This is a genomic window from Campylobacter showae CC57C (assembly GCF_000344295.2).
Lineage (GTDB): Bacteria > Campylobacterota > Campylobacteria > Campylobacterales > Campylobacteraceae > Campylobacter_A > Campylobacter_A showae_B.
The window spans coordinates 20005-27112 of the sequence record NZ_AOTD01000118.1 but is presented as its reverse complement, the minus strand read 5'-3'; the positions used below and the strand labels follow the sequence as shown (position 1 = coordinate 27112).

General features: G+C 47.1%; 5 protein-coding genes and 2 pseudogenes. 4 read left to right on the top strand and 3 right to left on the bottom strand.

Annotated elements, in window-relative coordinates:
• The 3 genes and pseudogenes from H740_RS04565 to H740_RS04555 all read right to left on the bottom strand — a co-directional run.
• Window positions 1–214: pseudogene (locus H740_RS04565) on the bottom strand (DNA polymerase III subunit delta); the annotation flags it as partial.
• Window positions 207–2125, bottom strand: a pseudogene (locus tag H740_RS04560) (RNB domain-containing ribonuclease). The pseudogenes H740_RS04560 and H740_RS04565, both read right to left, overlap by 8 nt.
• A complete protein-coding gene (locus H740_RS04555; RefSeq protein ID WP_002951826.1) occupies window positions 2122–2940 on the bottom strand; it encodes an HDOD domain-containing protein in 819 nt (272 codons plus the stop codon). Before H740_RS04555 ends, H740_RS04560 begins: the two are co-directional and overlap by 4 nt.
• 129 nt (window positions 2941–3069) lie before the next feature.
• Here H740_RS04555 and ilvC point away from each other — a divergent pair, with 129 nt between their 5' ends.
• The 4 genes from ilvC (at window position 3070) to ruvX (ending at window position 7071) form a co-directional block, all read left to right on the top strand.
• Window positions 3070–4092 (top strand): ketol-acid reductoisomerase, encoded by a 1023-nt coding sequence (ilvC, locus tag H740_RS04550; protein WP_002951825.1) that lies wholly within the window; start codon window positions 3070–3072, stop codon window positions 4090–4092.
• Window positions 4093–5730 carry a divergent polysaccharide deacetylase family protein gene (locus H740_RS04545; RefSeq protein WP_002951824.1) on the top strand — a complete coding sequence of 546 codons (1638 nt, stop codon included), beginning with the start codon at window positions 4093–4095 and terminating at the stop codon, window positions 5728–5730.
• Window positions 5727–6494, top strand: coding sequence for a DNA-processing protein DprA (gene dprA / locus H740_RS04540; protein ID WP_002951823.1), 768 nt, complete (start codon window positions 5727–5729; stop codon window positions 6492–6494). Before H740_RS04545 ends, dprA begins: the two co-directional genes overlap by 4 nt.
• Window positions 6495–6690: 196 nt before the next feature.
• The gene (gene ruvX / locus H740_RS04535; protein ID WP_002951821.1) at window positions 6691–7071 is read left to right on the top strand and encodes a Holliday junction resolvase RuvX; all 381 of its coding nucleotides are present in this window, start codon (window positions 6691–6693) and stop codon (window positions 7069–7071) included.
• Window positions 7072–7108: the final 37 nt, after the last annotated feature.

The following is a 7108-nucleotide window of genomic DNA, read 5'->3' as shown; positions in this document are numbered from 1 at the left end:
GACTGCCGCCAAAGAGCGACGGCTCGCAAAGATGCGCTCGCGCTGTGTCAAAATCGTACTCGTCGTAGTAGAGGCTCAAAATTTCAAAATCTTTAAATTTGGCTAAAATTTCCTTTGCAAAAAGCTCGATTTGGTATTCGTCCGCACCGTAAAGCAAAAAATAATTTGGAAATTTAGCCGAATTTAGCGCGGCCTCAAGCTCTTTTCTATACATCGATTTTCTTTACTACCTTGCCGAAAATTTCGGCCGTCGCGATATTTGCGTCCGTGATTTCGACGATGACTTTTTGTAGTAAATTTACGCAGTACGAGCCCAAAAATATCCTAGCGCCCTTTATCTCGTCGTCAAGCCTAGCGACCGCGACGTTTTGATTTTCGCTGATATAGGCGTTAAACCGCTGTCCGATGCGCTCTTTCGCCCAGCGCACGAATTTCCTATCCATAAAGTCAAACGCGACCCTGTCGGCTTCGCGCTCGAGTTCGCTTAAATTTGAGCAAGTAGCTTCGATATTTAAAAGTAGGTAGTTAAAAAATTTCTCGTCGTTGCGCAGTTTGGCCTTTAAAAGGCGGTGTAGCGTGAGGTCGGAGTAGCGGCGGATCGGGCTCGTAAAGTGCGTGTATCGCTCAAATCCCAGTCCGAAGTGGCCTAAATTTTGTGCGCCGTATTCGGCCTTTTTTTGCGATTTTATGATGAGCTTATCTATCTCCTCGCGGTTGCCTACGGCATCGGCCTGCGCTTGGATTTTACGAACCAAATTTGCGATATCTCTCTCATAAACGAAGTCAAAGCCCAGGCTCCGAGGTCTTCGAGTAAAATTTGTATTTTTCGCAGATCTGGCGAGCCGTGATTTCTAAAAACGCCTTTGCCGATGCGTTTTGCCGCCGCGACGTTGGCTAGCAGCATGCAGTCTTCGACTAGTCTGTGCGAGTCGGTATCGGTCTCAAATCTCGTAGAGGCAAGCCCGCCGCCCTCATCAAGGCTCATGCGAAGCTCCTGCGTCCTAAAGTCAAATGCATTTTTTAGGCGTTTTTTGCGTAGGCGCGAGGTAAGCGCGAAAAGCGGCTTTATCCAGCCGGCTTCATCCTCGAGTTCGCCGCGTAAAATTTGATCGACCTCGTCGTAGTTAAAGCGTCTTTGTGAGATGATGATGGCTTCTAAGAGCTCTTCTTTTATAACTTCATCATTTTCGTCAATCGTGATTTTAAAACAAAACGCAAGGCGCGCGGTATTTGGCTTGAGCGAGCAGATGTTTTCGCTCAAATTTCGCGGCAGCATCGGCACGGCTTTGTGCGGAAAATATATAGAAAATCCGCGTGTTTTGGCTTCTGCATCTATCGGAGAGTATGGCGTGACGTATTCGCTCACGTCGGCGATCGCAACGTAAATTTCGCGTTTTTTCTCGTCAAAATATATCGCGTCGTCAAAGTCTTTTGCATCGACGGGATCTATCGTGCAAAATGGCAAATCCCGCAAATCCGCTCGCTGCGGGTACATCGTAGGATCGACCTCGTCGCCCCATGCGATCGCTTCAGCTTCGCACTCTTCGTTAAATTCGTCGTTTTTGTTAAATACGGCGAGCGAAATTTTCTCGTCGCTGAGCGGGTCGTTTATGTTGCCGATGACCTCGACTATTTCGTTATTTAGGTTGCCGATTTTTAGTAGCGTACCGGGCGGCAGCATTTTTAGAGATTTTTGGGACGCTTTTAGCGGCGAGCTAAGCGCAGTTTTTACGTTTACACCAAGGATTACCGAGCCTATTTGCTTGGTATAAACTACGCTCGTTTCGTTGGCGAGTTTTAGCGTTATCACAACCTTGGCGCTTTGGCGTTTTTTCTTTAATGGCAAAAGCTTTGCGAGTACGATATCGCCATAGTGCGAGGCGTTTAAATTTTTGTTTTCTATTATTATATCTTGCTTAAAGCGTTTGTCGTAAGGCGCCAAAAAACCCGTGCCGTTTGTGCTTATGTCGAGTTTGCCGCAGACAAAGCCGTTATTTAGATAGTAGCGATCTTTATGGTGACTTACGGCGTTTAAATTTAGTAAATTTCGTAGGATTTCTTTATCGGAGGAGGCGACTTCCTTTTCGCTCACTCCGTCAAGTAGTTTGGTTAAAAATTCTTTCACAAATTCGCTTTGACTTTTGCGACGGCTTCTAGGAATTTATCTTGCGCAAAGCCGTATTCGTCGAGGCACATTAGCGTATTTTGTAGATTGTCGTCGTTTAGCTGGTTAAATATATTTACTGCGCTTTTTACAACTTTAAGCGCTTTTGAGTAGCTTTTTATGTGCTCTGGCGCGTCGTCTGGGTTATTTGAATAGAAAATCGCATCGACTAGCTCAGACTCTAGATTCCATTGCTCGAAAATTTTAGCCGTTACGGTTTCGTTTGAAATCTCGACGATTTTGTTTTCGAGCTCGGATAGGTCGAAAGGATTTGAGATATTTTTCAAATTTGCCTTAAATTCGGCCGCCTTGCCGGTTTCATTTAGCTCGTTAGAGATGACGATTTTGCCGACTTCAAGCATAAACGAAGCAGGGCTTAGAATCGCAAGATCGCTAGCGTTTATTTTTGAGTACCAGTTGTACATCAATGCGTTTTGTATCATGGATATATTTAAGAAATCTTGGTTTGTGATGCCGTAAGGATCCAAATTTATCTTAAAGCTTTTTTTGACCGCGCTTGATAGGGCGAAACCGCGAACCGTCGCCATGCCAAACAGCGCCACTGCTCTAGAAACGGTCGTTATCTCTCTACTAAATCCGTAAAGAGGAGAGTTTGCGGAGCGTAAGACGTTTGCCGTTAGCATCGGATCTTTTTCGACGACTTGGGATAGATCGTTCATTGAGCTATTTTCGTTTCTGCAAATGGCTTGGATTTTTACGACTGTGTCGTCAAGCGGCGGAAGAGCCTTTATGTGTTTATAGATTGATTCGTTCATTTTTCCCACTTCATATCGAGATTTTATAATCGCTAATTCTACACTAAAAGGCTTTTTAAAAAACTTAAAGTCAAGTTTGTTTCAGTGTTTAGGTAGTATAATCTCACAAATTTTTTAAGAGGAGAGAAGATGGCTGTAAGTATCTACTATGACAAAGATTGCGATTTGGGCTTGATTAGAAGCAAAACCGTAGCGATGATAGGTTTTGGTTCGCAAGGACACGCGCACGCTGAAAATTTACGAGATAGCGGCGTAAAGGTGATCGTGGGTCTAGCAAAGGGCGGCAAAAGCTGGGCGAAAGCCGAAGCAAAGGGCTTTGAGGTAAAAACCGTAGCCGAAGCGGCAAAGGCCGCAAACGTCATAATGATACTGACTCCCGACGAGCTTCAAGCCGAAATTTTTGAAAGAGATATAAAGCCAAATTTAAACGACGGCGACGCGATAGCTTTTGGACACGGCTTTAACGTGCATTTCGGACAGATCAAAGCTCCTGAAGGCATCGACGTCATCATGATCGCTCCAAAAGCGCCGGGCCATACGGTAAGAAGCGAATTTGTCCGAGGCGGCGGCATCCCTGATCTAATCGCCGTAGAGCAAAACGCAAGCGGAAAAGCCAAAGAACTAGCTCTAAGCTACGCTAGCGCGATCGGCGGCGGCAGAACGGGCATCATAGAAACTACATTTAAAGACGAGGCTGAAACCGATCTTTTCGGCGAGCAGGCGGTACTTTGCGGCGGACTTTGTGCGCTGGTAAACGCGGGCTTTGAGACGCTAGTAGATGCCGGATACGAGCCTGAGATGGCGTATTTTGAGTGCTTGCACGAGCTAAAACTAATCGTGGATCTAATGTACCAAGGCGGCATGGCGGATATGCGCTACTCTATCTCAAACACCGCAGAATACGGCGACTACGTGAGCGGTCCGCGCGTCATCGGCGAAGATAGCAAAAAAGCAATGAAAGAAATCCTAAAAGAGATCCAAAACGGTAAATTTGCAAAAGACTTTATCCTAGAGCGCAAGGCTGGATACGTGCGTATGAACGCAGAGCGCGGCATCGCAGAGAGAAGTCTGCTAAATCAAACCGGCAAAAAACTACGCTCCATGATGCCTTGGATAAGCGCGGGCAAACTCATCGACCAAAGCAAAAATTAATTGAACTCGAAACCTAGAAAAAAAGCCGCGAAAAGGCGCTCCAAAAAGGGGCGCTCGCGCGGCGGCCTAAAGCTACTACTTTCCGTTTTTCTCATCGCCTGTATCTTGATTGCAGGGGCATTTTATCTGCTGGATGTCAGGGTAAAGGTTAAAAGCGACAATGCGCTGATAGCTAAAATCGAGCGGTATTTCGGCGATAAAAGCGAGCCTGATCAAAAGCAAAATTTAAACCATAAACCAAGCCTTTCGGCCTCAAACAGCTCTGAAAAAGTCACCATAAAAGACGCGCAAGCCGCCTTAGGCGTGCACTCGAGAGCAAATTTAACCGATATAAAGGCACTTTTTGACGAGGCGGATGCTAAAGGTAAAATAAAAATCGGCGGCGAAAAAGCTAGAGCCGAAGAGAAAAACGGTCAAAATTTGACAAACGAGCAGGCTAAATTTGATAAAAGCGCGCAGGGCGCGCCTGCAACTAAAGATAAAATCTCGCCCGAGAGCGTAAATTTAGCATCCCGCGACACTTCGGAGCTTGGCGAAACGAGCGCTAAAAAGGTCGGCGAGTTAAATTTGACAAATTTAAGCTCTAAAAACAAGCCTGCTAAATCCGCTCAAAATAGCGGCGATAACGTTAAATTTGATGGCTATCAAGCGCCTCAAAGAACGCATATTTTTGCAAATTCCGAAGCCGTGATCTTTGACGATACGCCTATGTCGCAGGCGCAAAATAACCCCCTCGAGCAAGCGCTAAAAAAAGAAAAAATCCATATTGAATTTAGCGACGCAAAAGATACCGCAAACGATCAGGTGGGGCAGGTTGAAGTAAAATTTGACGCCGAAAATGCGCCGCAAAGCGCCGAGCAAAACGAGCAAGAAAAAATAGAAAAAGAAAAGCCTAAAAAAGACGAAAAAGCCAAATTTGCAGACACAAAAAAGACGGATAAAAAAAGCGCGACCGAGACAAACGAGGTAAAGGCAGCCGTAAAAGCCGGCTACAAACCGCGCCTAGTCATCATCATTGACGACGTGGCGTACAAGCACCAGGCAGACGCGATAAAAGCGGTAAATCTAAAGCTCACGCCGTCCTTTTTCCCAGCTACTTCCGCCCACCCCGAGACGCCTGTTTTGGCGCGGCGTTTTAGCTTTTATATGATTCACTTGCCTATGCAGGCTCTAGGCGGCTTTAAGGGCGCTGAGATCGGCACTCTCGCGGTCGACGACGACTATGAAAAGATTGCAAAAAAACTGCAAAGTATCAAGCGAGACTTTCCAAATCTAAAATACATCAACAACCACACGGGCAGCCGATTTACGAGCGATGCGGCCGCGATGGATAGGATGATGCGGGCGATGCGGGACGAAAATTTGATATTCGTCGATAGTAAGACGACTTCGCCGACCAAGGTTTACGGCGCAGCGAAAAAATACTCGATGCCATACATCGCGCGCGACGTATTTTTGGATCACGACGGCTCAAAAGCGGCGGTGCGAAAGCAGCTAAAATACGCCGTCGAGCTGGCTAAAAAGCGCTCATACGCCATCGCGATCGGCCATCCGCACAAAAACACGATCGAAGTCCTGCAAGAAAGTGCAAAACTCCTGCAAGAGGTCGAAGTCGTCTATTTAAAGGATCTTTTTTGAACGTCTTAACCGAGCTTCCTAGCGGACTTTCGCGTCTAAAAAAGCTACCGCAAAAGCTCTATTTTGAGGGAAATTTAGCCCTGCTTGAGCGTCCGATGGTCTCGATCGTAGGCTCCAGAAAGGCAAGCGCTTACACCAGGCAGTGCGTAGAGGCGCTAGCTAGGACGCTAGCAAACAGCGGCGTTTGCGTAGTTAGTGGTGCGGCCATCGGCGTAGATATCGCCGCACACAAGGGCGCATATCCGCATACTATCGCGGTTTTTGGCAATGGACTAAACAAAATCTACCCGCCAAGCAACGCCAAAATCATCAAAGAAATCTATCAAAACGCGCTGGCTCTTAGCGAATACGCCCCTGACGAGCCGCCGCTTGCGTATAGATTTTTGGAGCGAAACCGCATCGTAGTCGCGCTCTCGCAGGCTCTAGTCGTCGCACAGGCCGACGCTAAAAGCGGCTCGATGCAAAGCGCGCGCATGGCAAAGGAGCTTGGCGTGCCGATATTTACGCTGCCTCAGCGCCTAGGCGAGAGCGATGGGACAAACGAGCTACTAGCTAGCGGCGCGGCAAATTTGATAAACGATTTTGACGCCTTTGCGCTTCGTTTCGGCGGTAAACCCGCACCTGTGCAAGAGGACGAGGTGATAAAATTTTGTAAAAACGGCGCGAGTCTCGATGCGGCCTTAGCAAAATTCGGCGATAAAATTTACGAATACGAACTCGAAGGCAAACTGCGAATATCTGGACTTACGGTATTTGCGGAGTAAAATTTAGCGTTAAATTTATGTCGCGCAAGTTTTTGTTAAAACGGCGGTAAAATCTGAAGTAAATTTTGGCGGCTTGACGGTATCAAATGCGCCCGGGCGACGTTTTATTTTTGTAAATTTGACGGAGCGATACTGTCAAATTTGAGCTTGCCGGCCGTCAAATTTATCGCTAAATTTGAAAATCTAAAGGATAAAAATGAGCATAATGGCCATCGACGTTGGGCTAAAACGTATTGGCGTGGCGCTAGCCGTCGGGCAAACCGTGATGCCACAAACGCCCGTACTGCGCGAAAATCGTAATCAAGCCGCGCGCGACGTTAGCGCCGTTTTGCGCGAATACGGAGCAAAAAAGCTGGTTGTGGGCGTGCCGCTTGGGGGATCTAGCGAGGACGAGATGCGGCGGCGGATCGCGCACTTCGTGTCGCTGCTCGAATTTGACGGCGAGGTAGTCTATCAGGATGAAGCGATGAGTAGCTTTGAGGCGAGCGAAATTTACGCCGATGGCAGGCGCGACGGGCGGCTCGATAGTATCGCTGCAATGATTATTTTAAAGCGGTATTTGGGGATTTGTGCCTGATTGCAAAATTTGGCGCAATAAAAAGGCGGCAAATTTG

Bases quoted from the DNA above. Each gene is read 5' to 3' on its own strand.
- H740_RS04555 (WP_002951826.1), bottom strand. From the start codon at position 2,940: ATGAACGAATCAATCTATAAACACATAAAGGCTCTTCCGCCGCTTGAC.
- ilvC (WP_002951825.1), top strand. From the start codon at position 3,070: ATGGCTGTAAGTATCTACTATGACAAAGATTGCGATTTGGGCTTGATT.
- ruvX (WP_002951821.1), top strand. From the start codon at position 6,691: ATGAGCATAATGGCCATCGACGTTGGGCTAAAACGTATTGGCGTGGCG.